Annotated in this window: 25 protein-coding genes; 9 read left to right on the forward strand and 16 right to left on the reverse strand. The window is 47.4% G+C overall.

Annotation, left to right across the window (positions count from 1 at the left end; genetic code table 11):
* Positions 1-225: 225 nt before the first annotated feature.
* The 12 genes from HPY28_RS29510 to HPY28_RS29565 all read right to left on the reverse strand — a co-directional run bounded on the left by HPY28_RS29510 (position 226) and on the right by HPY28_RS29565 (position 12,118).
* The gene (locus HPY28_RS29510; RefSeq protein WP_254613227.1) at positions 226-978 is read right to left on the reverse strand and encodes a hypothetical protein; all 753 of its coding nucleotides are present in this window, start codon (positions 976-978) and stop codon (positions 226-228) included.
* Positions 947-1,534, reverse strand: a complete 588-nt coding sequence (locus HPY28_RS29515; protein WP_017246653.1) for an RNA polymerase sigma factor — start codon at positions 1,532-1,534, stop codon at positions 947-949. Before HPY28_RS29515 ends, HPY28_RS29510 begins: the two co-directional genes overlap by 32 nt.
* A gap of 103 nt (positions 1,535-1,637) precedes the next feature.
* Positions 1,638-2,735, reverse strand: coding sequence for a nitric oxide synthase oxygenase (locus HPY28_RS29520; RefSeq protein ID WP_017246654.1), 1,098 nt, complete (start codon positions 2,733-2,735; stop codon positions 1,638-1,640).
* 263 nt (positions 2,736-2,998) lie between these two features.
* Entirely contained in the window at positions 2,999-3,301 is a 303-nt protein-coding gene (locus HPY28_RS29525) for an NINE protein (RefSeq protein ID WP_254613002.1), read from the reverse strand.
* Between the two features lie 288 nt (positions 3,302-3,589).
* Positions 3,590-4,156: a glycerol-3-phosphate responsive antiterminator gene (locus HPY28_RS29530; protein ID WP_017246656.1), complete on the reverse strand. Its 567-nt coding sequence runs from the start codon at positions 4,154-4,156 to the stop codon at positions 3,590-3,592.
* Position 4,157: 1 nt separating this feature from the next.
* Positions 4,158-4,979: a sugar phosphate isomerase/epimerase family protein gene (locus HPY28_RS29535; protein ID WP_174231933.1), complete on the reverse strand. Its 822-nt coding sequence runs from the start codon at positions 4,977-4,979 to the stop codon at positions 4,158-4,160.
* Between the two features lie 18 nt (positions 4,980-4,997).
* The gene (locus tag HPY28_RS29540) at positions 4,998-5,801 is read right to left on the reverse strand and encodes a carbohydrate ABC transporter permease (RefSeq protein ID WP_017246658.1); all 804 of its coding nucleotides are present in this window, start codon (positions 5,799-5,801) and stop codon (positions 4,998-5,000) included.
* A gap of 12 nt (positions 5,802-5,813) precedes the next feature.
* Positions 5,814-6,701, reverse strand: a complete 888-nt coding sequence (locus HPY28_RS29545) for a carbohydrate ABC transporter permease (protein WP_106835451.1) — start codon at positions 6,699-6,701, stop codon at positions 5,814-5,816.
* Between the two features lie 27 nt (positions 6,702-6,728).
* Positions 6,729-8,045: an ABC transporter substrate-binding protein gene (locus HPY28_RS29550; RefSeq protein WP_174231921.1), complete on the reverse strand. Its 1,317-nt coding sequence runs from the start codon at positions 8,043-8,045 to the stop codon at positions 6,729-6,731.
* A 25-nt stretch (positions 8,046-8,070) separates the two neighbouring features.
* A complete protein-coding gene (locus HPY28_RS29555; protein WP_017246661.1) occupies positions 8,071-9,168 on the reverse strand; it encodes an ABC transporter ATP-binding protein in 1,098 nt (365 codons plus the stop codon).
* 61 nt (positions 9,169-9,229) lie between these two features.
* A complete protein-coding gene (locus HPY28_RS29560) occupies positions 9,230-11,308 on the reverse strand; it encodes a glycerophosphodiester phosphodiesterase family protein (RefSeq protein WP_174231922.1) in 2,079 nt (692 codons plus the stop codon).
* 21 nt (positions 11,309-11,329) lie between these two features.
* Complete coding sequence (locus HPY28_RS29565) at positions 11,330-12,118, reverse strand: HAD-IIA family hydrolase (protein ID WP_173623437.1); 789 nt, start codon at positions 12,116-12,118, stop codon at positions 11,330-11,332.
* A 370-nt stretch (positions 12,119-12,488) separates the two neighbouring features.
* Here HPY28_RS29565 and efeO point away from each other — a divergent pair, with 370 nt between their 5' ends.
* The 7 genes from efeO to HPY28_RS29600 all read left to right on the forward strand — a co-directional run bounded on the left by efeO (position 12,489) and on the right by HPY28_RS29600 (position 20,239).
* Complete coding sequence (efeO, locus tag HPY28_RS29570) at positions 12,489-13,388, forward strand: iron uptake system protein EfeO (RefSeq protein ID WP_174231923.1); 900 nt, start codon at positions 12,489-12,491, stop codon at positions 13,386-13,388.
* A 4-nt stretch (positions 13,389-13,392) separates the two neighbouring features.
* Positions 13,393-14,670 (forward strand): iron uptake transporter deferrochelatase/peroxidase subunit, encoded by a 1,278-nt coding sequence (gene efeB / locus HPY28_RS29575; protein ID WP_017246665.1) that lies wholly within the window; start codon positions 13,393-13,395, stop codon positions 14,668-14,670.
* Positions 14,671-14,697: 27 nt separating this feature from the next.
* Positions 14,698-16,482, forward strand: a complete 1,785-nt coding sequence (locus HPY28_RS29580; RefSeq protein WP_174231924.1) for an FTR1 family iron permease — start codon at positions 14,698-14,700, stop codon at positions 16,480-16,482.
* Between the two features lie 221 nt (positions 16,483-16,703).
* Positions 16,704-17,633, forward strand: a complete 930-nt coding sequence (locus tag HPY28_RS29585) for a decaprenyl-phosphate phosphoribosyltransferase (protein WP_069849938.1) — start codon at positions 16,704-16,706, stop codon at positions 17,631-17,633.
* 69 nt (positions 17,634-17,702) lie between these two features.
* Positions 17,703-18,059 carry an SMR family transporter gene (locus HPY28_RS29590; protein WP_017246668.1) on the forward strand — a complete coding sequence of 119 codons (357 nt, stop codon included), beginning with the start codon at positions 17,703-17,705 and terminating at the stop codon, positions 18,057-18,059.
* A 23-nt stretch (positions 18,060-18,082) separates the two neighbouring features.
* A complete protein-coding gene (locus tag HPY28_RS29595) occupies positions 18,083-18,523 on the forward strand; it encodes a divergent PAP2 family protein (protein ID WP_174231925.1) in 441 nt (146 codons plus the stop codon).
* A gap of 27 nt (positions 18,524-18,550) precedes the next feature.
* Positions 18,551-20,239, forward strand: coding sequence for a hypothetical protein (locus HPY28_RS29600; protein WP_174231926.1), 1,689 nt, complete (start codon positions 18,551-18,553; stop codon positions 20,237-20,239).
* Positions 20,240-20,573: 334 nt separating this feature from the next.
* Here HPY28_RS29600 and HPY28_RS29605 read toward each other — a convergent pair whose 3' ends face one another.
* From HPY28_RS29605 to HPY28_RS29615, 3 genes are read right to left on the reverse strand one after another with little or no spacing between them, the layout of a single operon-like run.
* On the reverse strand, positions 20,574-20,729 hold the full coding sequence (locus HPY28_RS29605; protein WP_174231927.1) for a hypothetical protein: 156 nt from the start codon (positions 20,727-20,729) through the stop codon (positions 20,574-20,576).
* A 14-nt stretch (positions 20,730-20,743) separates the two neighbouring features.
* On the reverse strand, positions 20,744-20,959 hold the full coding sequence (locus HPY28_RS29610) for a helix-turn-helix domain-containing protein (RefSeq protein WP_174231928.1): 216 nt from the start codon (positions 20,957-20,959) through the stop codon (positions 20,744-20,746).
* A 13-nt stretch (positions 20,960-20,972) separates the two neighbouring features.
* Positions 20,973-21,308 (reverse strand): sigma factor-like helix-turn-helix DNA-binding protein, encoded by a 336-nt coding sequence (locus tag HPY28_RS29615; protein ID WP_174231929.1) that lies wholly within the window; start codon positions 21,306-21,308, stop codon positions 20,973-20,975.
* Between the two features lie 269 nt (positions 21,309-21,577).
* On the opposite strand from HPY28_RS29615, the gene HPY28_RS29620 reads away from it, so the two are divergent.
* The gene (locus tag HPY28_RS29620; protein ID WP_174231930.1) at positions 21,578-22,177 is read left to right on the forward strand and encodes a hypothetical protein; all 600 of its coding nucleotides are present in this window, start codon (positions 21,578-21,580) and stop codon (positions 22,175-22,177) included.
* A 35-nt stretch (positions 22,178-22,212) separates the two neighbouring features.
* Here the strand turns inward: HPY28_RS29620 and HPY28_RS29625 are convergent, their stop codons facing one another.
* Positions 22,213-23,172 carry a DUF4855 domain-containing protein gene (locus HPY28_RS29625; protein ID WP_174231931.1) on the reverse strand — a complete coding sequence of 320 codons (960 nt, stop codon included), beginning with the start codon at positions 23,170-23,172 and terminating at the stop codon, positions 22,213-22,215.
* Positions 23,173-23,644: 472 nt separating this feature from the next.
* Between HPY28_RS29625 and HPY28_RS29630 the strand changes: the two genes are divergently transcribed.
* The gene (locus HPY28_RS29630; RefSeq protein WP_174231932.1) at positions 23,645-24,112 is read left to right on the forward strand and encodes an OsmC family protein; all 468 of its coding nucleotides are present in this window, start codon (positions 23,645-23,647) and stop codon (positions 24,110-24,112) included.
* The last annotated feature ends 15 nt before the right edge of the window (positions 24,113-24,127 follow it).

The raw sequence follows: 24,127 nt of genomic DNA on the forward strand, positions 1-24,127 counted from the left end.
TAGCAGAGTTCGGGGGTTTCTATTTGTGAAGAAAGAGCTATTTGTTTTTCGGGACAACAGCATCGACGAACTGGCTGATAGTATCCTTGTTCAATTTGTCTCCGTCTGTTGATACTTCGTACTGTACTTTTTTACCCGAAGCCTCTGTTACCCAAACAATTTTTTTGTTTACCTGGTCTTTCCTCGCTTCTTCTGTATAAAGCACTTCAATTTTGCCTACTTTTATTACCTCTTTTTCTGATTATCCAGGTCAACTACATACGTTGTGCTGCCCTCAACATCTTCGTAATTGGTGATGCTGAAATTTAAATAGCTTCCCTCTGAATCCTTGTATGTCGCATACATATAATCCAGCTCATTCGTCCATTCCAAGGGCTGCATGACGAATTCTTTCTTTTCCTTTTCGGCCTGTTTATACAAAGCCTCTTTGTCATACTGGTTTTTGATATCATTCGCCAATTGAGCATCTAAGAAGGTAAAGCCTCCTGGCAATGTCTTTGGTACAACGATTCCTTCTCCCACTTTCTTTTGAACATCAGTCAGGGCGGTATACGAGAACGGGGTTGATACCGTGAAAACAAGCTTTTTCGGATTGTTTGCAACGATATACAGTGCTGCTGCAGTCCCCGGCTCCAGAGAATCCTCGATTTCCCAGCGTTTATTGTATAAGGTATCCGTTTCAGGATCGAGCTCTTTCACAATTTTCGATTTACCTTCATATTGCGATATATCCTTCTCCTGATACAGAACCTCGCCCTTCTCATTCTTCAACTGATAGTACTGGACAGCGGCATAGCCCGTTGTGAGGCTCGCGATCAAACCAATAGCGACTAATATGCTTACCTTGTACTTCACAAAAAATCTCTCCTTCTCTCTTTTGATTTTTGTCATCACTTGATGGCTAATGTCAATCTCCTGCGGGATGCGCGGGTCGTTGAACAGGTCCTTAATATTCTCGTGCGATTTGTTTGGTTTCATCGTGAGTTGACCCTCCCTTCCCTAAAGGAGAATAAGCGGATCGGAACTTCGATGCCGTACGCTCGAATTTTTTGCGCAGACTCGCAGCGTTTTTGTTCATGATCAAGGAAATTTCCTCGTACGTCTTTTCTTCCACGCCTCGCAGTAAGAGAAGCGTTCTTTCCTCTACGGAGAGTGTCTGCATGGCAAGAAATACATCCTCACTGAAATAAACATTCTCAATATGCCGCTCGATGTCTGATTCAGACTCTTTGTCCTGCATCAAAAATGGCAACATCTTTGTCCATTTCCTTTTTCTGATGAGATCGATGCAATGGTGATAGGCTATTTTATAAAGCCAAGCTGCAAAGGGCATGGTTGGACTGTATTTTTTCAAGTTGCGATAAGCCTTGAAGAAGACCTCCTGTGTGGCGTCTTCCGCTTCGCATCGATTCCCCAAGATGTGATAGCAGTAGTGAAATATGGGGGTTTGGTAGCTTTTCATGATGGCAGCGTAGCGGTCATCCGCTCCCTGAATGATCTCATCCACGAGTTCTTCTATCTGTTTCGTGTCCACTCTCTCCCTCCTTCCAACTGGTATAACGTACCACATCACCCTGTATGTGACATCGCGCACAAAAAAATGCCGCGAAGCATGTTCGCGACATTGGTGGAAAGCCTTATTTTTTGCCGAGCTCCGGCTTGTCTTGGTAAAAGAAATTCGGCGTATGGATTGTGTTGTCGTATAGACTGTGGAAAATGTGTGTGGCTGTTCCGGAGATCGGAGGAACCAGCCATGTCCAGTCACCCGTAACGGCTCGACCACATTTCTCTTCTCTTTCCTCAAATCGCTTGAATTGCTGGCTCGCCGTATGGTGATCGACAATCGATACTCCTTTTTCCTTGAAGGAGTGCAAGACGGCAACATTCAGCTCGATGAGCGCTTTGTCTCTCCAAAGTGTCACTTCCCTGCTCGTATCGAGCCCCATGACCTCTGCGACCTTTGGCAGCATGTTATATCGCTCTTGGTCAGCGAAATTGCGTGCACCGATCTCCGTTCCCATGTACCAGCCGTTAAATGGAGCGGCCAAATAGTCGATACCGCCAATCTCCATGCGCATATTCGAAACAATAGGAACCCCGTACCATTGCAATTCCATATCAGCAAAGCCCGGCAAATCTGGATGCACGATCGGCACCTCCAAGACCAGCTCCTGAGGAATCTCAAAAAACTGCGGCGTCCGATCTCCAATTTGCACGACAAGCGGCAAAACGTCGTAGTTTGTGCCTTTTCCTTGCCATCCAAGGCTCTTACATAGCTTCGTCAACGAAAGCGAAATCGGGTCACCCAGCACGCCGTACTCTGTCTCGTATCCCGCATAGCGAATCAGTTGGTCATTCCAGATGCGCATGGGAGCTCTGCCTGCTACAGCAGGTGCAAAAACGGTGATGGTCGGGCGAATTTTCCCGTCATTAGTGGCAAAGTCGATGTGTCGGAGCATGGCCTGCGCCATCTCTTCTTCAGTTTCGACGTGCCGCTCATCTATCACAAGTAATGATTCCCAAAAGAATCGCCCAATACATCGATTGCTGTTGCGCCAGGCCATTTTTGCTCCGTGACGCAGCTCCTCTGCTGTATGCTCATAGTATCCCTGCTGTTCGATCATCTGTCGGACTTCTTGCAGTCGTTGCTCGGTTTCTTCCGTTGTCTTGTCCAGTTCGCGATAGCATGTTCGGATAAATTGCTCTGCCGTTTCCATTAGTTGAATTGGTTCCATATTACCCTCTTTTCCCGCTGAAAGGCGGTTCATGGTCCTGAAAAAATATGTACCTTCATTATAAATTTACCGGAACTCTATTACCAATCCCTGTAGGCATTTGGACACATATCTGTAAGAATCATTGGCTGACGTGGTTACTACGCACGATGAATAAGCAGCTTGAAAAATCCCGCGATCGACTCTGCTACTTGCTATATTACGAAAATTTAGCAATAGTAAATACCCTAACGAAAATAAAAAAGAGCGCCTTAGCGCCCTTCTTAAACCGATAAGATTTTTCCGGCGATCTCTTTCGCCTTGTTTTCGTTGTGACGACGAACCCGTCCAGATAAAAGGAATAGTTCTACAATAGAAATAATAAGAGGAATGTACGTCCAGCAGAAAAGGGTATAAACAATTCCGAGGCCTACGCGATTCATATAATATTGATGGGCTCCCAGCCCCCCAAGGAACAGACAGAGGAGAATAGCTGTCGTGGAGTTTTTCTGGACTTTGCCGTACTCGGACTGGAAAATCAGTTTTTGATCCATTGTCATGTTTTTCTGGATGAGGATTGTATCCATAATGTAAAATTTCTCCCTCATGCTATATGAAATGTAAAAATTTAATAATGCAATAATACTACCCCTTTTATTACCTGTAAAGGAAAAAAGAGTAGCAATAGGCTACCCTTTTGGTGTGCTTTCTACTTCTGATAGGGATTTAGTAAAGAGATCGGCGGAAGTAACTCTTGCGCGACTTGCGCCATTACCATAGTGAAACGGAAAAGCCCACGTTCGCCGATAATCGCGAGGCGCGTAAAGATTTATTACATACAAAAAAGACAGGTGCTTTCACACCTGCCCTTTCTCCTAAACAGTCATATGGTTCCACATCTCCGACTTACTCAACGAAACAGCATCTGCTCCACCCTTCAACGCTTCGTTGACCTGCTCCATATTCCAGATCAACCCGCCCAAAATAATCGGCTGCGGCAAATGCTCCTTTATATACGAAATAATAGACGGCGCTATCCCCGGCATGATTTCAATCGCATCCGGCTGGTTTTCCAAGACGTTTTTGATGGTCGTCGTGAGAGAGGTCGAATCGATCAAAAAGACTCGCTGGATCGTCAGCATCCCTTCCTTTTTGGCCGCGCGAATCATCGGTCCTTTGGTAGTGACAATGCCCGTTGGTTGGATATAGGTGGACAAGAAACGAAAAGCCTCTTTGTCATTGGACAGGCCATTCATGAGGTCTGTGTGCAAAAAAATCGGCTTGCTCGACTGACGGATGGTTTCAGCTTCCTCCATCAGCTTGGTCAGCTTTCCGTACATCAACAGGATCGCGCAAGCTCGAGACGCCATCGCCTCTCCCAAGCGATCCTGTTCGGTTGCCGCAATAACCGGATTCGTTTTCAAAATCGTTTTCATGTCCATGTTATTCGCCTCCTTCCCTCAGTAGCCGTTCCACACTAACCTCAGCACAGCCAAGCTGCTTTGTCTCTACAACCCAATGACCCGCGAATCCCTTGTCTTTCAGAAGTGACAGGATCGAAGCAAACGGGATCGTTCCATCGCCTATCGCCAAATGATCGTCGAGCTTGCCAAAGTTATCACTCAGGTGAAGAGCGGACAAATGAGGGAGCACCTCCTGCAATGCATCGATTGCATATCCCGGACGAATCAAATGGGCATGACCTACGTCGTATACGATCCCTACGCGAGAGGACTTTACGTAACGGCATATACGCACGAGATCCTCGACGTTCCACCCCAGCACTTTTGGATAAGGGGGAACATTCTCGACCGTCAGTATGGTTCTACTCTCTGCGGACAGCTCGGTGGTCAACACGTGGAGTGCCTGACTCACATTTTCCACACCTCTGGCACGCTCTGTTTCCGCAAGTCGGTCTTCTACTTCCCCCGCATGCATCACAACATGGGTGCAGTCGAGAAAGCTGGCAATCTCCAGGCAGCGCTTCATCGTGTCCATTGTTTGCTCCCGAGTTGGTCCTGAGTCCGCCGCCAGATTGCAGCCGCTAATCGGCGCATGAATCGACCAGGCAATCCCTCTCTCGTTTCCCTGCTGCTTCAACTCTTTCAACTGCTCCCAGGACCAGTCCAAGAGGTCGGCATGATTCTCTTCACACATTATCTCGATGGCCTTCCAATCATGGTGCAAAAGCTGAACAATAGCATCACGCAAGGACAGATCAAATAACGCATAGGTGGATACGGCAAACGAGCTTTTGTCTCTCATCATTCATGACCCTCCCTCTTATTTCACGCCGGAGTGGATGAAGCTGTTGATAAACTGCCGCTGGAACAGCAAAAATGCCAGCAACAACGGAAAAATCACCATGACCGTCGCAGCACTTACCTCGGCCCACTGCGCCCCTGTCTCAAACGATTGGGCAAAAATCGCCAGACCGACCGTCAACGGGCGATTTTCCACGGAATTGGTAATAATCAGTGGCCACATAAAGTTGTTCCAATGGTAGCTGACCGAGACCAAGCCAAACGCAATGTAGGTCGGCTTCGCTAACGGAACGTACACCCGCCACAAAATCTGGAACCAGGAGCAGCCCTCCATCCGTGCCGCCTCCTCCAGCTCGTGCGGGATTGTCTTGAAGGTTTGTCTCAACAGAAAGACCCCGAAGGCAGAAGCGAAGTACGGCAGCATAATACCGATTTTGGTATCCAGCAAAGACAAGTCACGCAGGACATTATAGTTGGGGAAAATCAAGATATCTGCCGGGACCATGAGCTGGACCAGAAACAGGACAAAAAGCACATCCTTTCCCCAAAATTGCAGCTTCGCAAAGGCATAGGCCGCCAGTGTAGCTGTGATCATTTGTGCCACCAAAATACCCGTCACGATCAAAAAGGTATTGATGTAGTACTGGTCAAAGGGCGCTGCATCCCACACCTTCGCAAAGTTATCGAGTGTAAAATCTGCACGGAGCGACCACGAAGTCGCCAGCTCCCTCGGGCGAAAGGAAGTCCAGACCGCCCAGAGCAAAGGAAACAACCAGAGAACGGCCAAGCCGTACATTCCAACTGTTGTGATTTTGCGAAGCATCTGCCATCCCCCTTAGTTGTAATGAATCTTTTTATCCATACCAAAAAACTGAAAAGCAGCGACTAACAGCAGCAGCACGACCATGACAATCGTCAATGCCGAAGCCATTCCTTGATCCCAGAAAGAAAACGCTGTCTCGTATATGTAGTACAGCAAGAGATTGCTGGCATTATCCGGCCCGCCTTTGGTCATGATCACCAAATGGTCTACCAGCTTGAAAGAGTTAGTGAAGGCGATAATACTGACAAACATCGTCGTTGGCATAAGCAGTGGAAAGGTGATGCGGCGAAAAACCGTCCACGACGATGCCCCTTCCATGGAGGCGGATTCGTATAGCTCCTGTGAAATGTTTTGCAGCCCCGCCAAATAAAAGATCATGAAATAGCCAGCTTCCTTCCAAATGACCATGAAGATCATCGCCCACATCACATTTTTCTGATCACCGAGCCAGTTCATGTCGCCTTTTCCGAACCACTCCATCACATGACTAAGCGCTCCGTACTCCGGTGTGTAAATAAACAGCCAGATGTTCGCCACTGCAATCATCGGAACAACTGTCGGGTAAAAATAAGCCGTGCGGATAAAGCTCTTCCCTCGTATTGCCTTGTTGGCGAACAGAGCCATAGCTAGCGCGAGAGCCACACTCGTCGGCACCGTTCCGATGGCAAACCAGATATTATTGGTCAGCACCTTCCAAAACACTTCATCTTCCACCATTTGTTTATAATTATCTATCCCGTTAAAAAACGGCTCTGGAGAACCCAGATCCGCTTGATGAAAACTGAGTATGAACGTTTGTATAACCGGATAGAAGGTAAACAACAGCAGGAAGATGAGGGAGGGAAGGAGCAAGAGCCAGGCGTACATGTTCACTTTCCATTTTGCGCGTAGTTCCCCCATTGTCGCTCCCCCATTGCCTTGCTTGATTTATTTGTTGAACGGCGCCAGCATCTTGTCCGCTTCTTCCTGCGCTTTTTTCAATGCTTCCGCAGGCTCGGATTGACCAGTGATCACCGATTGCAGCGTGTCGTTCAAGAGCTTTGTCACTTTGCCGTTATTGTGCGTAGACAGCTCAGCATGTCCGTATTCCAGCTGGTCGCGAGCCACTGCTGCCGCCGGGAAGTCCTTGACGTACTGCTTCATACTCTCTTCTGCGTAAGCAGATTTGCGTGTAGCAACATATCCCGTATCGACGCTCCACTGAGCAGCGCGCTTAGGCTCGGTCATAAAGCGAATGAACTTCCATGCCGCTTCCTGTTTCTTTGCATCCGTTCCCTTGAACATGTAGAAGTTGCCGCCCCCTGTCGGGCTGCCGTAGTTCTTTTTCGCTGGCAAAAATGCTACGCCAAAATCAAACTTCGCGCTTTTCTTCACGTTCGTCAGGTTCCCTGTCGTATGGAACATCATCGCCGTTTTGCCTTCCAAGAAATCAGAAGGTACAGTCGCCCACTCGTTGACACCTTCAGGCATCACTTGATGCTTTTTGGACAAATCTACCCAAAATTGCAGGGCTTCTACATTTTCTGGCGTATCAAAAAACACTTTTTTCCCATCTTCGGACATCAAGTTCTTGCCGTTTTGCAAGGCCAGCGCTTGGAACATCCAATACGTAAAGCTCGAGGAAGGAATCTCGACGCCGTAGCGTCCGTCCTTTTTCAATTTGGCAGCGTACTGAACCAGCTCGTCCCAGGATGTCGGCGGTTTTTCCGGATCAAGCCCGACTTCCTTGAACGCGTCCTTGTTGTAATAGAGCACGATGGTGCTGCGTTGGAATGGAACGCTGTATGTCTTGCCGTCTACTTGGGAATTCGCCAAGAAGCCCGGGAAGAAATCATTTACGTATTCGCTACCGCCATCCTTGGCAATGAAGTCGTCCAACGACAGGATGGCATCCATGTCCATCATCGTATGCAGCTCCGTTGAGAGCATCACCGCTACGTCTGGAGGAGTCTTGCCCTGCACAGCTGCTTGTACCTTTGTCGTCGTATCTTGATAGCTGCCCGTATAGACTGGCTTGACTGTGATATCTGGATTTTCTTTGTTAAACTCCTCTGCCATACCGTCCACGATCTTGGTCAAAGGACCGCCAACCGCAACCGGATAATAGAAGGACAGCTCTGTTTTGCCTGACGAATTGGCTCCTTGCGCCGCATTGTTTGTGGACGAAGAATTGCCACTGGAGCAACCCGTGATCAGACTCATACTCATGACGACCGCAAACAAGCTTTTGACGACTTTACGCATCGCAGTACCTCTCCCTTTTCTTTTCTTAATTGGTCGTAACCGCTAGATTTTTTCCGGTTTCTCCATCAAACACGTTCACCTGAGCTGGATCAAAACGAACATGCATGGTTTCGCCTCTTTTACAGTGCCATTGCCCGTTCCATTTAGCCTTCCACAGCTTGTCTCCCACGGTGAATTCCACAATGGTCTCAGAACCGAGAATCTCTACTCCCTGCACGGTGACAGGAAGCTGGCAGGAAGCATCCATAGATTGCCCTTCAAGGGCGGGCTGCAGTGACTCTGGACGCAGACCAAGAACGACCGGGGTCTGGTCCTTGATACCGTGAAACATAGGAAGCGGCAAAAAGCGCTGGCCTGCTAGCTCAATTCCTGCTTGATCTGCCCGCCAAATGGCAGGTACCGTATTCATCGGGGGTGCCCCCGTAAACTCCGCCACGAACAAATTCGCTGGATGGTTGTAGACGTCGAGCGGTTTTCCGACTTGCTGAACCTCGCCGTCACGCAGGACCATCATGCGGTCTGCCATCGTCATCGCTTCCACCTGATCGTGCGTAACGTAAATCATCGTGATGCCCAGCTCTTGCTGCAAGCGACGGATTTCCGTGCGCATGTGTCCGCGCAGCTTGGCATCCAGATTGGACAACGGCTCGTCCATCAGGCAGATAGGGTGCTGACTGACGATGGCCCGTCCGAGTGCTACGCGCTGTCTTTGTCCCCCGGATAATTCCTTTGGCTTGCGCTGCAAAAGATGCGCGATGCCCAACATCTCCGCTACACGCTCCAACCGCTTGCCCTGCTCCGCTTTGTCTACTTTTCGAACCTGTAAACCAAACAAAATATTATCTTTTACCGTCAAATGCGGATAAAGTGCGTAATTTTGAAAGACCATGGAGATGTTTCGCCCGCTCGGAGGGACTTGATTCATCGGCTTGCCGCCAATCAACAACTCTCCCGTGCTGATCTCCTCCAGCCCGGCAATCATGCGCAATGTGGTTGATTTCCCACAACCAGAAGGCCCTACCAGTACGAAAAATTCTCCTGGCAGAATACGAGTGCTCACTTCATTGACTACCTTCTGACTCCCATACATCTTGGAAATGCGCCGCAATTCCACTTCAGCCACGACTTTCCCCCCTGAACCTCTCGCTGTTTTTTACGTATCACTCGACTATAACAATTGCTTACTAAGGTAATATTTGGGTATTGTAAAGTTTTTGCGCATAATCCGTAATAATTCCCCCGACTCCCGCCTCGGTTGCCCGCTTCATATCTGCTTCCTCGTTAACGGTATACACGGTCAAAATGATTCCCCGATGCTTGGCGAATCGGATCAGCTCTGGCGTGACAATCTGATGGTTGATATAGTATTGGGCATTCAATTGAACCGCATCTGTTATCTGCTTTTCGGCATACTGTTCCAGCTGTTCCTTTGGCTTGGTCCCGCTCAAGGTAAAGCCTAGTCCCAATTCCGGATTGAGCTTGGCGAAACGCTCCAATACTTCTGAGCTGAAGCTGCTGACAATCACATCTTCAACCATGTCGTGCTCTTTGATGACCTTTGCCATTTCTTTTTCGTACCCAATCCCCTTTGCTTCCAGAATGACCACCGCTTTGCCCTTGGCCGCTTCCAGCAATTCATCCATGGTAGGAATGACAGCATCGGTAATCTCAGGCTGGTACCAGGAAGGATTGGCTGGATCGAGCTTGTTAGCGTTCAATTCACGCAGTTCCTTCAGCGTGAAATCCTTTACCTTTCCTGTCCCGTTGGTGGTACGCTCCAGATCAAAATCGTGGATCAGAACAAGGTGGCCATCCTTTGTTTTGTGGACGTCTGTCTCGATGATCTCCACACCCAGCTCCATCGCTTCTTCAAAGGCGTACATCGTGTTTTCCGGCTTTAAGGAAGGGATGCCTCGATGCGCCATGACCATCGGAGGTTGCGTGATGCTTTTCTCTGGGTATGCAGCAAGCAGCTCATGCACCTCTTTTGGATCGTGTGAGACAACCCCCGCCACACCCATCTCGATCATTTCACTCGCTTGGCTATTGTTGGCCCGATCGATTCCCCACACAGACAACCCGCGATTGCGGAAGTAGCGAATGACATCCTCCGTCATCGCCGTTTGCGAGAGAACGATCACATTGGAACGACTGCTTCTGGCTGAGCGTACGAGCTCCTTTTGCTTCTTTTCGTTCAGCTTGCCGTCGATATACACGAGGGCACCACGGTATTCATTGTTTTTCTCCCGCATCTCTTGGACGATTTCCGGTCGGGAAGACACAATGTGCACATCAGAGAGGTTCTCTTTCTGAAGCAGGCGATCGACCTCCGCTACCAATTTTTTGTCCTCGATATGAATCACCGGGATCGCCTTGCCCTTGATCTGGTCCAGTACCTCGTCCAGCGATGTGCCGTCCTGGGTGACGACTCCGTTCTTCCCGGATTTTTTCACCGGAATAAAAATGGAAGACGCTTCGGCATCCAGAATCGTATCGATCTCGGACTTCTTGTCGTACATGGCAATCACCGTTGGCGGTAGGACAATTCCCGTCTTAGGCTCAGGGACAATCAGCACGTCGTCTTTCAGATCAGAGACCGGAATCTTGTCTTTTTGGGCATTCGGTCCGAACAACAACTCACCAGGGGTCGGCTTGGGTTGATCGACAAAATCTCTGGACGCATCATTCGTATCCTTTTCCGTCAGGCGTTCCATCGAGTGCCCACCAGCGACTCCCGGATGAGAGGTGACTCCCGGAACCTTCGCATCCATATAAGCCATCGAATCCACCGTATTGTACTCAGGGTCCATCAGAATGACATGGTCGCCGCCATTCGCCAAATAAATGCTGCCTGTCGCCCAATCCGTCGGCAATAGCTCAGGGACGTCCTCCATGGAGTCGAACAATTCAAAATCAGGCGTGACGCCATGACGTTCCACGATTCCGTCTGCATAGCGGGAAATGACAATCGTCTGGTAAGGCTCAATCATGGTGCCTTCCGGAAACGCATGCATGCCTTCGTTTCCTCCACGCTTTTCCTCGTCGCCTATCATGTATCCACTCAAATCAATCGGATCGTTGGAGATATTGGTGATTTCGATAAACTCGCCTGTGCTTTCATCAAAAAGGGGATCATTGACAACCTCTGTGATGAGCAAGGTTTTGCTCACCGCACTTTGCGCCATCGCGGGCATACTGCCTGTCACCAGACTTGCTGCCATTAGTGACCACAACCACTTTTTGCTGCTCTTTCCCAACTCCATCTCCCTTACCTCCTCGTTTTCCTACTCGACTTGCACCATGGCTTCCATCGTCGGAAGGATGTAATCTGGCTGAATCTCTGTGGCTTCTAGTTCGCGACTGGTCGTCACACCTGTCATAACGAGCGCTGTTTTCATACCGCTGTTTTTCCCGAGTAAAATGTCTGTTTCCAAACGGTCGCCCACCATGACGCATCTTTCTGGCTGCACTTGAAGCTGTTGAAAAACCTGCTCGGCGTAGTACCGGGACGGCTTGCCAGTCATCGCCCAGACAGAGGCTCCACCTGCCGTTTCAATCGCTCTCGCCAACGGCCATGTATCAGGAATGGCACCCCCTGGCACCGGACATAACGGATCGGGGTTCGCTACGATCAGGTAGGCTCCATTTCGCACAGCGTCAGCAGCTTGTTGCAGCTTTTCATACGTAAATGCGCGGTCCATTCCGACCAATACGTGCGTAGCTTCCTCCGCATCTTGCACCTGCTTTATATGAAAGCTCGCAATCTCTTCCTCCAAGGCAGGCTCCCCAACGATCAGGACACGCGCTTGCTCCGCATTTTCTTGAAGATACAATCCCGCCGCATAGGCAGCCGTCATGATTTCTTCCCGCCGGGCAGCCAATCCGAGCTTCTGGAGGCGAGTCTGACAAGCTGTTCTTGTTTGTACCGTCGTATTGGTCAAAAACATGATTTTTTTATGCTTCTCCCGCAGCGCAGCAAGTGTCTTTTCCACCCCAGGAAGCAATTCATTCCCGAGAAAAATCGTTCCATCCAAATCAAAAAAATACGCATCGTACCTATCTGTATCTAGCAAATCCTCTGCTCGCTCCTTTCATTCGAAAACACAAAAAGCCCTCATACACGGCAATAGCACAAAGAAACAAACCGAACGAACGGTCTTTTTCGAATCTATTGCTGTATGAGGGCTTTCTCCACGTCTCGACCCACTTACAGACGTTATTTATTTGGTTGATAGCTCGATCATAACAAGTCTTTGTTAAGGGATTGTTGAGCTACTTTTGGTTTTATGTGAACAACGCCAAAACTAACCAGTGATCGTTAGCCAAAAAAAGATTGCAAACTGTCTAAGAAAGAGTAAAATTCTTTGTGGATGATAATGATATTCATTATCGACATATAATCATATAATTATGCACTCATATTAGATGAAGGGATGTCTTTTCATGATTCAAAAATGGAGTTATCCACTCGCCGCAGTTGTTCTCGGCTCCTCCTTGCTCGCTGCTTGTGGAAACGCACAAACACAAACCGAAGAGAAAAAACCAGAAGCCACTCAGCCTGACAAGCCTGCCGCTGCTGATCAGTCCGCGACAGCGAGCACTGCTTCTGCTCCTTCTCCTGAGCTGCAAGCCTCTATTGATCAATACCGTAAATGGGTCGTCGACCAAACCGACCAATTCGTAAAAGCAACAGAGAGCTTCACCACCGCCGTTAAAGCAGGCGATATGGAAAAAGCGAAAAAGGAATACGCTCCAGCCCGTGCTTACTTTGAGAAAATCGAACCGATTGCTGAATCTCTCGGCGATTTTGACCCGTGGATCGATGCCCGCGAAGGTGATGTGCCTGATAACGAATGGCGCGGCTATCACAAATTGGAGAAAGCACTTTGGGAAACCAAATCGGTCGCTGACCAAGGAAAAGTGGCGGATCAACTGCTGCAAGATGTGAAGCAGCTCCGCGTGAAGGTAGAGAGCGTCGAAATCGATGTGCCTATGCTGGTAACGGGTGCGGTTGAGCTCTTGAACGAGGTATCGACGAGCAAGGTGACTGGTGAGGAAGAACGCTATTCCCATACGGACTTGTACGATTTCGCTGCGAACGTGGAAGGCGCTCACGAAATTTACAAAGTATTGAGGCCTGCTGTTACGGCTAAAGACTCTGCTCTTGCAAATGAAATTGAAGCCCGCTTCGCTAATTTGGATAAAGCACTCGCACCATACCGCAAAGGCGACGGCTATGTGCTGTACACCGAGTTGAAGCCAGACCAGGTGAAAAAGCTGAGTCAGTCCCTCGATGCATTGGCTGAACCATTGTCCAAAATGGGTACGATCGTAGGAGGCTAACAAGATGAATGACAAGCATCTCGCAAACACCACAGCGAACAAATTCACACGTCGAGAAGCTTTGAAGTTGGCTGGTGTCGGAGGGATTGGACTGCTGTTGGGGGCGACTGGGGTCAATAGCCTTTTGCCCTCTACTCCTAAAAATGAGCAGACAAGTGCCGCTCCGACCGGTGCAGATGAGGTCATTCCCTTTTATGGCAAGCATCAGTCCGGGATCATTACACCTATGCAGGATTTTATCTGCATGGGTGCTTTTGATTTGACGACGACCTCGCTAGGGGATGTCCGCAAGCTGTTTCAAAGCTGGACGCAGGCAGCAGCACACATGACTGCCGGCAAAAACGTCGATGAGGAGAGCGATAACGCCCTTCTTCCTCCTGTCGACACGGGAGAAGCCATGGGCCTGCGCCCAATGAAATTGACGATCACATTTGGGCTTGGCGCTTCTTTCTTTGACGAGCGCTTTGGTCTTGCAGCCAAACGCCCAGCTCCATTGGTCGATTTGCCTCGCTTCAACAGCGATGAAATGCGAAAAGAATGGTCGGGTGGCGATATTGTCGTGCAGGTCTGTGCCAACGATCCACAAGTCGCCTTCCATGCCCTGCGGAACTTGGCCCGGATCGCTCGAGGCAAAGCTGTCCTCCATTGGCTACAAGAAGGCTTCCAGCGTACCAGCGCATCCGACCCGACTGGCTCTACACCACGAAATCTGATGGGCTTCAGGGATGGCACGAACAATCCGCAGGTGAACGATCCCGCTACCGCAAATGAAATCGTCTGGGCTCACACTGCTGAAAGTCCCGCGTGGATGGCAGGCGGAAGCTACATGGTCATGCGTCGAATCCGCATGCGGATCGAAGTGTGGGATCGCTCTTCCCTCACCGATCAGGAGAATACATTTGGTCGTCACCGTTTAACGGGTGCTCCACTAGGCAAAGCAAATGAGTTCGACGAGCTGGATCTGGATCGCAAGGATGCCAAGGGCAAACCCGTTGTTCCTGTGGATTCCCACGTCGCGTTGGCCCATATGGAGGGCAAGGTGAAAATTCTCCGGCGCGGTTACTCTTATTCGAGTGGAATGGATCTCAAGACTGGTCAGCTCGATGCTGGACTTTTGTTCATTTGCTTCAATCGTGATCCGCGCAAGCAATTCATACCGATGCAACAAAAGCTCGCATCCGTTGACCTGCTCAATGAATATATCACCCATGTCGGCAGTGGTTTGTACGCCTGTCTACCTGGTGCAAGTGAGGGCGGATACATCGGGGACACGCTGTTTTAACCAACTATCTGGGATGGAGTGAACACCTTGAAACGCTATCTGTTTATCATTTGTACCTGCATGCTGCTATGGACATCTGCTCTGTCAGCCGCTGTAGCCGCGCCCCTGGTGCCAGAGCAGCTCAAGCAAATGATCGCCCTTTCCAGCGATGCCTTGATTAGCAGTGGCGATAACAATTGGGAAGAAGTAACCAAAGCGATCAGCAGTATGAAGAGCATCTGGGAGGGCAATTCGGAAGAAACCTCCGCAGATGCACAAGCATTGACGCAAGCAATCGCGGAAGCAGAGCAAGCCCTTGCCCAAGCGAAGGCGAATCCTGACACCGCAAAAGCAGCCATCTCCAATCTGGCAAAAGCAACGGATCGATACGTCTCGTCCCAAGAAGAAGGCGGTCAGCCAAAAGAACGCGCACACAAGCAAATCGCGGCATTGCTACCGCTCTTGCAAAACAGCATGACAGCCATCACGGAAGGCGATCTGACGAAAGCCAAGCAATCGTACAACAGCTTCGTCACCGGATGGTACAAGGCAGAGGGTCTTGTTCGAGCGGAAAATGCCGCAGTCTACGGGGATATGGAAATCAAAATCAGCGGTGCGCGCATTGCCCTGAACACAGAACCACCCGATCCGAAAAAGAGCGCAGAGAAAGTACAGGCACTCATTACTACGGTGGACAATTATTTGTCAGGAAAAGCAGTCCAACAGACCGCTGCGAATCTCTCTTCTGAGCAGCCGTCCATCTCGTCTCTACTGGAACTCCTTGCATCGGTAGAAACAGATATCGCCAATCAGGATGCAACCGCTGCTTCGGACAAAATGGAGACCTTTATCACCTCTTGGCCCTCTGTTGAAGGCGTAGTCATGACCAAATCGCCTGCTACCTACAGCAGCATCGAAGCCAAGATGGTCGCCATCCCGACACTCATCCTGTCCAATCCCCCGCAATGGGAAAAGGCGACGGCTCATCTTGCAGAAATGAAGACAGAGCTTGCGCCTTTTGCAACAGCATCCTCGTACACGGCTTGGGATGCGGGACTCATCTTGTTCCGTGAAGGACTGGAGGCTATCTTGATCATCGTCTCTCTGCTTACGGTCCTGAACAAGTCAGGCAATGCTGACAAACGCAAATGGATCTGGTCTGGGTCCATTGCCGGGATCGTAGTTTCCGCCATTCTTGCCGTCATCCTCAGTTTCGTTTTCTCCACCCTCTCCACAGGCAACTCGCGAGAAACGATTGAGGGAGTAACCGGACTGATTGCCGTCTTCTTTATGGTGACGATCGGTGCCTGGTTGCATAAGAAGTCCAATTTGCAGGCATGGAATCAATTTGTCGAGAAATCTATCGGCTCTTCTTTGGCAAAAGGAGCTCTGTGGTCACTCTCATTCACGGCCTTTCTCGCTGTTGCCCGCGAAGGGGCTGAAACGATTATCTTTTATATGGGGATGGCCGCTACGATCTCCATGACAGACCTGGCGATCGGTATTTTGAGCGCGCTTGTCGTCTTGGCCGTGATTGGCTTTGCCATCATCAAGCTCAGTGCACGCATTCCGGTCCGTCCGTTCTTTTTTGTAGCCAGCCTATTACTCTACTATATGGCGTTTAAATTCGTCGGCGTCAGCATCCACGCTTTGCAGGTGACGGGAAGCTTATCTGCACACAGCAGCGATTACTTGTTGTACGCGCCGACTCTCGGCATTTACGCGAGCTGGGAAACGACGATCCCGCAATTGATCATACTCGTGATCGTTCTTTTCAACTTATTCCTGTATTCGCGGAAAAAAGCAGCCACTCCTATTCCACGGGTGAACTAAAAGAGAGAAAACCTGAAAAACGCAGCTCCTTCATGAGGGCTGCGTTTTCTTGTAAACCCTGATATTATTTTTGGCAATCATTCTTTATCGCAAGTTCACACTTTTTCTGTTATCGTTAAATTTTTATGGGACAAGTTATGTTACCATATTACAGGTGTAACCTTCTTTTTACATTTTTCGTCATTAGAAGGTACGATTCGATATTAGGATAGGAGTTAGATATGGGGGCAACATCAAATTCTGTTAAAGTTGACGTCAAAACAACGCCACGCGTTCGACAAAATATGGTCTACCTGTTAGTGAAGCAGCTTCGTCCACATCAATGGACAAAAAACCTGCTTGTCTTTGCTGCCTTGCTATTTTCTTTGCACAAAGTAAGTCCGGATGTCATTGGAAAATCCGTGCTGGCTTTCCTGCTGTTTTGTTTTGTATCCGGCTGTGTCTACATCCTCAATGATTTTGTCGATATCAAAAATGACCGAAATCACCCGGAAAAACAGTTCCGGCCCATGGCTTCTGGTGCATTGCCGCCAGCGCTCGCATTAGCATTCGGTGCGTTTTTGCTTCTGGGTTCCCTTTTTAGTGCTTATTACTTTGACCGACTATTCGCGCTCGTACTGTTTGTTTACTTTGTGCTCAATGTCGCTTACTCGCTGAAGCTGAAGCATGTCGTCATTCTGGACGTCATGATTATCTCAGCCGGTTTTGTTTTGCGTGCCATCGGTGGAAGTCTTATGATCCAAACTCCTTTCACCCCGTGGTTTTTGCTCTGTACGATGCTACTCGCGCTGTTTTTGGCCATCAGCAAACGTCGCCACGAGTTGATTTTGTTGCAGCAGGATAAAGGAACGCATCGCAAAGTGCTCGACAGTTATTCCTCCGAATTGTTGAATCAGTTGAACACGATTGTTACAACCATGACAATCATCAGCTATTCCTTGTTCACTTTTACGTCAGGACGCACGATTCACTTGATGTGGACCATTCCACTCGTGATCTTTGGTATTTTCCGTTACCTGTATTTGATCACCGTCGCGGGCCAGGGCGGCAGTCCGGAAAAAGTTTTGTTGCAGGACAAGCCGATTCTCATTACGGTGTTCCTGTATGTCGTCATGGTAGCCGGGATTATTTACGTATTTGAATTTAAATAAGAAAGTAAGGAAGTTTTGAACCTGTTTTGTACATGAAGTTACTTGCTCAGATAGGTTGTGGATTAAGCTATGCCATCCATTGTTCTAATCATCATTTCCGTGGTCCTCAGTGCGTGTGGACAAGTTGCGATGAAGATGGGCGCATCCTCGCTCACCAGCAACAATGACATGCTGCTACTGAAGTTCCTCCACTATTTCACGAACCTGCCGATTATGGTGGGACTTACGCTTTACGGACTTTCTGCGTTTATCTGGATTGCTGCGCTGGAAAAGGTGCAGCTCTCCTATGCTTATCCCATGGCAGCACTCGGATACGTGTTGGTAGCTGTCATGTCCTTCTTGATCTTCAACGAACCGTTGTCCCTTACACGTATTGTCGGTCTGGCGATTATCGTCGTGGGCGTCGTCGTCATTTCTCAGTCATAATCTTCACGTAGAGGAGTTTTATCATGTTTTATGCGGTAGCGCCGTTTATCGGCTGGCTTGTGTCCGGAATAACCAAATTTTTGCTTAATTACCTCCGTTTTGGGTCCCGGGCCAAAGAAATGGTCGGGAACGGCGGGTTTCCCAGCACGCACACAACCGTTATGGTCACGACTGTGTTTTTGATTGGCTTGCAGGAGGGCTTTACTCATCCTGCATTCGGGCTGGGTGTGGCTGTGACGTTTATTGTGATCATCGATGCGACTGGATTGCGCAGAGCGGTAGGAAAACATGCAGAGGCACTCAACAAGCTCGCAAAGGAACATCCGGACGTGTTTCCCGCCAAACCTTTGCGCGAAAGCATGGGACATACCAGATGGGAGATTGCCGGGGGTCTGGTGCTCGGGGTACTGCTTGCGACCGTATTGCATCTGCTGGCAGCGAACCTCCCTACCCTCATTGGCTAGTAGATTCGTAGACAGGAGATTATGTTCATGAATAACCGTACAGCTACGTACTCGTTCCTGCTTGGGACGGCTTTGCTATTGTTTATGGCTACGATTGTGCTTAGCACATCCGTTTTATTTTTGTTCGGCGTATCCGTGACGGCCGCCAGCTTTTGGATTGGCCTCGTTGCGGCTTTGGCTGCGATGGGCGGGATGGTGTCGGTCTTCGTAAGTTCACGTCGACGGGCCTGGTTTTTCTCCCTGTTGGCTGGATTGCTGATTGTTTCAGGCATCAGCTACTACATCAGTGCCAATACGTTTGATCTTTCTTTTGACGGGCAAACCTATCATCAAGAAGCAATCGTGAAAATAACCAACGGCTGGAACCCGGTTCATGACCAGCCCATCGTCAAGCCTTCTGATTCAAAAGAAGTGGAAGAGATGGATAATAGAGAGGTTCTCTCGGCCTTTCACCTGTGGATCAATCATTACGCCAAAGGGCCTTGGATGCTCGATGCAGTCATGTATAAACTGACTGGTCAGATCGAGGTTAGCAAAATATTTAACCTGTTGTTGATTGCATCGTCCTTTTTCCTGACACTCGCTGCGATCCGAACCGCTTTTCCAGAGAAAAAAGGGGCGGCGATTGCCTTCGCGCTGCTCGCAGCGTTCAATCCCGCGGTGATTACGCAATCGACTTCCTTCTATATTGACGGACAGCTCGGCTCACTCGTGCTCATCATTTGCGCTCTCGGCTATCTGCTGTATAAGCGCTACCATGTTTGGACGCTACTAGCGCTATGCGCAACGCTCATGCTGCTGGCGCAGATCAAATTCACGGCATTGGGGTATGCCGGATTGCTCGGCTTGGCTATTCTCGTGCTCTTCTTTTTCTACGATCGCCGACAGCACATCAAGAGCATGCTCGTGTGGCTTTCGGTCAGTCTGATTATCACGGTAGGGGTTGTTGGGTACAATCCGTATGTCACCAACACGCTAACGAAGGGACATCCGTTTTATCCGTTGGCGGGCAAAGGTGCCGTTGATATCATGACCTCGAACAGCCCGCATGGCTTCAAAGACAATACGAGCATAGAAAATCTGGCTATCTCCTTATTTTCCAAATCGGAGAACATCGCAACACCCCATAGCCCTACATGGAAAGTGCCATTTACGGTCACATGGAAAGAGCTCGCCGTGTTCTACTCTCCTGACGTGCGTGTGGCCGGATTCGGACCACTTTTCGGAGGAGCTGTGATTGTCACATGCTTGATTCTCGTCGCCTTGCTTTTAGGAACTCATCGAAAAAAAGCGGCACCTTTCTTGTGGATCAGTCTGGCGCTCTTCGTGACCGTGCTTATTAATCCGGAAAGCTGGTGGGCGCGCTATGTTCCACAGCTTTGGTTGATTCCACTCTTGATTGCGCTGGCAGTCTGGGATGTCCAGAAGGGCTTTTTCCGCCATGCGGGCAAGGTTCTGATCGTCATTTTACTCGCCAATATGGTGATGGTAAATGCTTCTCATATCATTGGACAGTCTGGCGCCAATGCATTAGTGAAAAAGCAGCTTGAAGAGATGAAGGCAAGTAACAAAACGCTGGTCGTAGACTTCCACCATTTCAATGCGGTGAAAGTACGTCTGCAAGAAGCTGGCATTCCTTTCATTGAGCAAAAGATCGATAAAGGCGAAGATGTCAAAGGATTTATGACTACGCGTGCCGTTTACCTCTTAAAGTAATGAGTAATCCCCTTCACAACCAAATGGAAGGGGATTTTTGTTTTTACTATGATCGCTGGCCAAAATGTTGACCACTTTGCTCACCAAAAAGTTACCCACCTGACAGACTGAAGGTAAATCGGAATTGCCTCCAATTCAGTTCCTCCACCTACTTCTTAATTGATTTTAGCTCATTAGACAATTTTTGTTGACTTATGAATACCTGGACCAAAGCAGCACTCGATACAAGTAATAACATCGTAGCCAAGAGGCATCCTCCTATTCACAGTAAGATAGAAGTAGAAGGAAAAGCCCCTTTCACTTCTACAATTTATAGAGAGAAGGAATAACCACCTTACGGTGATTCTTCTTTTTCGTCATTCTTAGTGGCACGTAATGTTACATTAATCAAATCACGAATTTGTACTTTCAACTCAACATGCTTATGGATCACCGACAAAGTCAAAATTGCGATAAGTATTGCAATGATGACTGTTACTGTATCATTCATTCAATAGCCTCCTTTTATGTAGGAGTGGCCGTTGATTTTATCAGCTCCACCAACATTAGCTTTAGAGATTGCATGCTATCCTCATGTGGCATACGAATAAACCAAGTCATTTTTTTCATATCGGGTTCGTAGTGCTGGATTAAAGCCTCAATTGCAAGCGGATTTCCTTTTTGAGCATCATCAACTAATTTATAAAAGTCTATTTCGGATAATGTCTCAGCTATTGCCACACTACTCCCCCTTCTAAGCATATACGAGTTTATTTCGCAACCGTTGTAGAGCCTGTACTTTACATGCGTGTAGTCGAGAGGGAGAAAGTTCTAACCCCTTTGCGACTTCTCTTTCAGATCTACCTTCAATGACCACCTGTTGAATGATGAAACGTTCTCGTTCAGGTAGACTGTTAAGCAATTCCTCAACAAACATCTGGGAATCAACTTCTTGCGTATGACCGATGTCCCACTTTTCGTTGGTAAACTGAATTTCCATACGATATTTTTTCTTTGCCTCGTATTGCAACTTCCAAGCTGATCGTTTCAACTGCTGCCTTATCTTCTCTTCAAGTGATTGTTCTGTCATATAATCCCCCCTACCTACTAGGTAAAATAAATGGGTATTTGCTCACAGATTTTTGAGAAAAAAGAGATCATATGTTCTATTATACCACAAAAACTGTCAATTTTCGCCATGAATTTCAATATTTTGATACGTTATTGCATTATATTTCTATGAGTATTTAGGATCATTTTCAAGCAGAATTCTTTATAACACCATGATAAACGGAACTTTTTCCCAGTTGAGACGTCTAACAAGTAAAGCAGGAAATTAACTTAGGGGAGGTATTAGCCGTGGTAAAAACTTCGCTTTTCACTTCATTGGCCTTGGCCATTTCAATTGGATTTTCAGGAATTATTGCTCCGTCAGTTTCTGCGAATACTCCTATACCAATTCAAAACGTTCAGTCCCAGCCTTTGATTGAACATGTAAAATCCATAAAAACAGAACATAAAGGTATTTTCTCAACTGCAATTACTGAAGAATGGTTTAACCCACAAAATGGTTTTCTACGAGAGGACAATTTTGTAAAAGAACAAGAAAAAATCACTTTAAAATCCAAGGTACATCAATACCCTAACCAAAAATCACTGTTTAAAGAAACAATTGACCGGTATCAAGATAAGGATATTTGGACGTATTTAGGTGTTGAGACTTTAAATGGGCAGCAAGTTAAAAAGATGAAAACCATTATTGAGCCGAAAAGTGGTATTTATCACATCGTGTATGTGAGTTCATCTACGGGGTTACCCATAAAAGAGGATAAATTTGATAACAAGAACGATTTATTGGCTACTTATGTCTACTTTTATGATCAAGTAACCGATCCGAATGGTGAGATCTTTAAGGTTAAGGAGAAAAATTTAGAGATCGATCTGCAAAAAACGAAGTGATTATCACTTCGTTTTTTGCATTTTCAACTATGAGATTACACTTCGTAGAAATTGTTGATTGCATCAAAAAGTGAGTTATTATTTAGAAGGTTATGCGTCGATCCAGCGTAGAAAACCATTGGCGCTTCTTTGACAATTCCAGAGAATGTATCAACATAGTAATCGAACCTGTCAGATCGGCTCTTGCGATAATTATCATCACCTTCCATGGTTACCCCAATTAATGCTGTGGCCGAAGTCTTTCTTCCACCTCCAACAACGTCTCCATCTAAATCATAGACCTTTTGACGATTGGCACTATCAAACACTTTATCCACGTTATCTTGGTAAGGATCGCCTTGAAAATAGTATTGTGGTTGGATGCAAATGATATCAAAAATGTCTGTTCTGTTTGCGATTACCCCTAGATTATGAGTGATATTCTCTGCGTACGTTCCGAAGCCATAGTATGGCGCCCACATAAACTCTTTTTTATGTGTATTACGTACTCTGTAAGCAAGATCATTCAACAATTTAACCATTTTGTTCGAGGTCGGGTTTGAACTGCTGATTTTCTGATCAATTGGGAAAATCGTTTCTGTTCGGAAGTAAAATCCTTCGATACGGTGCTTCCATTCCTTTTCACCTAAAATTTCGATACATGTGTCTTCTACTTTTCGCATAAAGGATCGATAGTCGGAATAAAAATCATCGATATTTTTAATTGTAGTAATATCATTACTAAGTGCTGGCAACGAAATATACAAGTCTTTATGGTCTACATCTGATGCTTTGTATTCAGGTAAAAAATCAGCAAGATCATCAATCATTTGATCAATTACAGCATTACGGTCTGACTTACCCTTTCGATAGTCAAAAAACACTCTATCCATGTTTCCCAGGTGGACTACGAAATCATGAATGTTGGTACCGGCAAATTTATTTAACATTTTAGTTGTTACTGTGCCATAACCTTCGCCTGTATAAAGATGAATCCCACGCATTCCTTTAGACATATTCACAACACTCCTATTTTAGATTCGGCGTAATTTTGACCGGTCATCATTTCGCCTTCACTATCTAGGTAAAAAAAAGAAGGGTTTGCTCACCCTTTTGGAAAGTTTTTTGGAATCAAATTTGTTGTTGAACGTGGCGTGTATCCGCCTAGCCACTTTTCTCAAATCAATAGGAACAAAAAGGAAAACGAAACGGTTTCCCCCAGCTTGTTGGTGCTTTTTAAACAGCCCCACTTCTGTCACCAAAATTTAGTCCTCGACACTATTCCAACCTTTCGGATGCAAAATGTATCTGTACCATTTTATCTCCAATAATGATACGAATATAAGTATGAATTTCCATAATTTCGCCGTGGGATGCGTGTTTAGTGGACAAGGTGCCAGCTTATATAAAAGTAAAATTTTCATAATGATTATTGGAAAACTATGGTAGAGTTTACTTGTATTGATTATCCAGAAGGGAGTGTGCATCATGCCTGTTGAGACATTCAAAGCAACTGCACATCTACAGAAGGGAATGGTCGTCAAAGCCAGTTCCAGAAATTTCGAGATAACCATCGATGAACCGAAAAGCCTGGGAGGAACGGATACTGGGATGAACCCTGTGGAACTGGTTCTCTCCGCACTAGGCGCATGCCAATCTATCGTTGCCAGAGTATATGCCAGAAAGTTTCATATTCAACTTGACGATTTTTGGGTGGAAGTCGAAGGCGATCTCGATACGGATGGCTTCATGAACAAATCTGATGTTCGACGTGGGTATTCTGAAATTCGATACACCTTTCATATCAAAACCGATGCTCCTAGAGAGCAAGTAGAGTCTTTTGTGGAGTTTTTGGAACAGACGTGCCCGGTTGGAGATACGATTGCGAATCCTGTCACTCTTAAATTAAACGGAATTGTTATTGAAAAACCGAGCGAGATAAAGACGAATGATTAAAATAAGGCTCCCAAC

The sequence above is a fragment of the Brevibacillus sp. HB1.2 genome, assembly GCF_013332495.1.
GTDB classification, from domain to species: Bacteria; Bacillota; Bacilli; order Brevibacillales; family Brevibacillaceae; genus Brevibacillus; species Brevibacillus porteri.

Bases quoted from the DNA above. Each gene is read 5' to 3' on its own strand.
- HPY28_RS29510 (WP_254613227.1), bottom strand. From the start codon at position 978: ATGAAACCAAACAAATCGCACGAGAATATTAAGGACCTGTTCAACGAC.
- HPY28_RS29520 (WP_017246654.1), bottom strand. From the start codon at position 2,735: ATGGAACCAATTCAACTAATGGAAACGGCAGAGCAATTTATCCGAACA.
- HPY28_RS29525 (WP_254613002.1), bottom strand. From the start codon at position 3,301: ATGGATACAATCCTCATCCAGAAAAACATGACAATGGATCAAAAACTG.
- HPY28_RS29530 (WP_017246656.1), bottom strand. From the start codon at position 4,156: ATGGACATGAAAACGATTTTGAAAACGAATCCGGTTATTGCGGCAACC.
- HPY28_RS29535 (WP_174231933.1), bottom strand. From the start codon at position 4,979: ATGAGAGACAAAAGCTCGTTTGCCGTATCCACCTATGCGTTATTTGAT.
- HPY28_RS29540 (WP_017246658.1), bottom strand. From the start codon at position 5,801: ATGCTTCGCAAAATCACAACAGTTGGAATGTACGGCTTGGCCGTTCTC.
- HPY28_RS29545 (WP_106835451.1), bottom strand. From the start codon at position 6,701: ATGGGGGAACTACGCGCAAAATGGAAAGTGAACATGTACGCCTGGCTC.
- HPY28_RS29550 (WP_174231921.1), bottom strand. From the start codon at position 8,045: ATGCGTAAAGTCGTCAAAAGCTTGTTTGCGGTCGTCATGAGTATGAGT.
- HPY28_RS29560 (WP_174231922.1), bottom strand. From the start codon at position 11,308: ATGGAGTTGGGAAAGAGCAGCAAAAAGTGGTTGTGGTCACTAATGGCA.
- efeO (WP_174231923.1), top strand. From the start codon at position 12,489: ATGATTCAAAAATGGAGTTATCCACTCGCCGCAGTTGTTCTCGGCTCC.
- efeB (WP_017246665.1), top strand. From the start codon at position 13,393: ATGAATGACAAGCATCTCGCAAACACCACAGCGAACAAATTCACACGT.
- HPY28_RS29585 (WP_069849938.1), top strand. From the start codon at position 16,704: ATGGGGGCAACATCAAATTCTGTTAAAGTTGACGTCAAAACAACGCCA.
- HPY28_RS29590 (WP_017246668.1), top strand. From the start codon at position 17,703: ATGCCATCCATTGTTCTAATCATCATTTCCGTGGTCCTCAGTGCGTGT.
- HPY28_RS29595 (WP_174231925.1), top strand. From the start codon at position 18,083: ATGTTTTATGCGGTAGCGCCGTTTATCGGCTGGCTTGTGTCCGGAATA.
- HPY28_RS29600 (WP_174231926.1), top strand. From the start codon at position 18,551: ATGAATAACCGTACAGCTACGTACTCGTTCCTGCTTGGGACGGCTTTG.
- HPY28_RS29605 (WP_174231927.1), bottom strand. From the start codon at position 20,729: ATGAATGATACAGTAACAGTCATCATTGCAATACTTATCGCAATTTTG.
- HPY28_RS29615 (WP_174231929.1), bottom strand. From the start codon at position 21,308: ATGACAGAACAATCACTTGAAGAGAAGATAAGGCAGCAGTTGAAACGA.
- HPY28_RS29625 (WP_174231931.1), bottom strand. From the start codon at position 23,172: ATGTCTAAAGGAATGCGTGGGATTCATCTTTATACAGGCGAAGGTTAT.
- HPY28_RS29630 (WP_174231932.1), top strand. From the start codon at position 23,645: ATGCCTGTTGAGACATTCAAAGCAACTGCACATCTACAGAAGGGAATG.